Origin of the sequence: Streptomyces sp. NPDC048255 (assembly GCF_040652415.1) — a bacterium.
In the GTDB taxonomy this organism is placed as follows: Bacteria; Actinomycetota; Actinomycetes; order Streptomycetales; family Streptomycetaceae; genus Streptomyces.
On record NZ_JBEZMA010000166.1, the window covers coordinates 1 to 1,013 of the forward strand.

The 1,013-nt window shown below is 66.6% G+C and carries 1 protein-coding gene; it reads right to left on the reverse strand.

Going from position 1 to position 1,013, the window contains the following annotated elements:
- Positions 1 to 356: 356 nt before the first annotated feature.
- A partial coding sequence (locus AB0D94_RS37985; RefSeq protein WP_362062598.1) for an AraC family transcriptional regulator occupies positions 357 to 1,013 on the reverse strand: 657 nt, incomplete at its 5' end.

Below are 1,013 nucleotides of genomic sequence, written 5' to 3' on the forward strand. Positions count from 1 at the left end.
TGCGAATGAACGGAGGCAGGCGCGTACCGAACGCGCGCAGCCGTCCGCCTCGCAGCGCCCGGCCTCAGCGCCGGGTGCCTGCGAAAGAAATAGAAGGTGGAATGGAGCGCGAGAAGTTGCGTATTTCTTGCGCGCTCACAGACTCAAACGCGATCGCCGCGCGATCCCCCTACGCGGGTGTCGGATTTGCTAAAGAACGAATCGCCATAAAAGCGGCGATAGGGGGAAGGCGCGCGGATGCGTTGTGCTCGCATCGGGCAAACCGCGCAGCCGTCGCGCGTTTGCATTAAGACGTCGAAAGCGAGGTCAAAAACCCGGCGGCGCCACCGGTTTCATCCGCAACGATCGCGCCGCGCTCAGCCCTGCGGCGCGCCGCGCGCCAGGATCGTTTCCGCGCGCGGCGGCGCGCCGAACAGGCGCTTGTACTCGCGCGAGAACTGCGAGGGGCTTTCGTAACCGACGCGGTGCGCGGCGGTCACCGCCTCCATGCCGTCGATCATCATCAGCCGGCGCGCCTCGTGCAGGCGCAGGTGCTTTTGGAACTGCAGCGGCGACATCGTGGTCACCGCTTTGAACTGGTGGTGCAGCGACGAGGTGCTCATGTGCAGCTCGTCGGCCAGGTCTTCGATGCACAGCGGCAGCAGGTAGCGCTGGCGCAGCATGGTCACCGCCTTGGCGATGCGGCTGGAGCGGCTGTCGGTGACCGCCAGCGCGCGCAGGCGATGGCCGAGGTCGCCCATCAGCACGCGGTAGAAGATCTCGCGCAGCGCCATCGGCGCCAGCACCGGCAAATCCTGCGGCGTGTCGAGCAGGCGCATCAGCCGCAGCACCGCGTCCATCAGCGTGGTGTTGACCTTGGCCGCGTACAGGCCGAGGTCGACGCCGCTGTGTTCGTTCGGCGGCGCTTGCCCCGCATCGACGATCAGGCGCGCGATCTCGGCCGGATCGATGTCGATGCGCAAACACAGGTAGGGCTTGTCCGGCGTCGCTTCGATCACCTGTCCGATCATCGG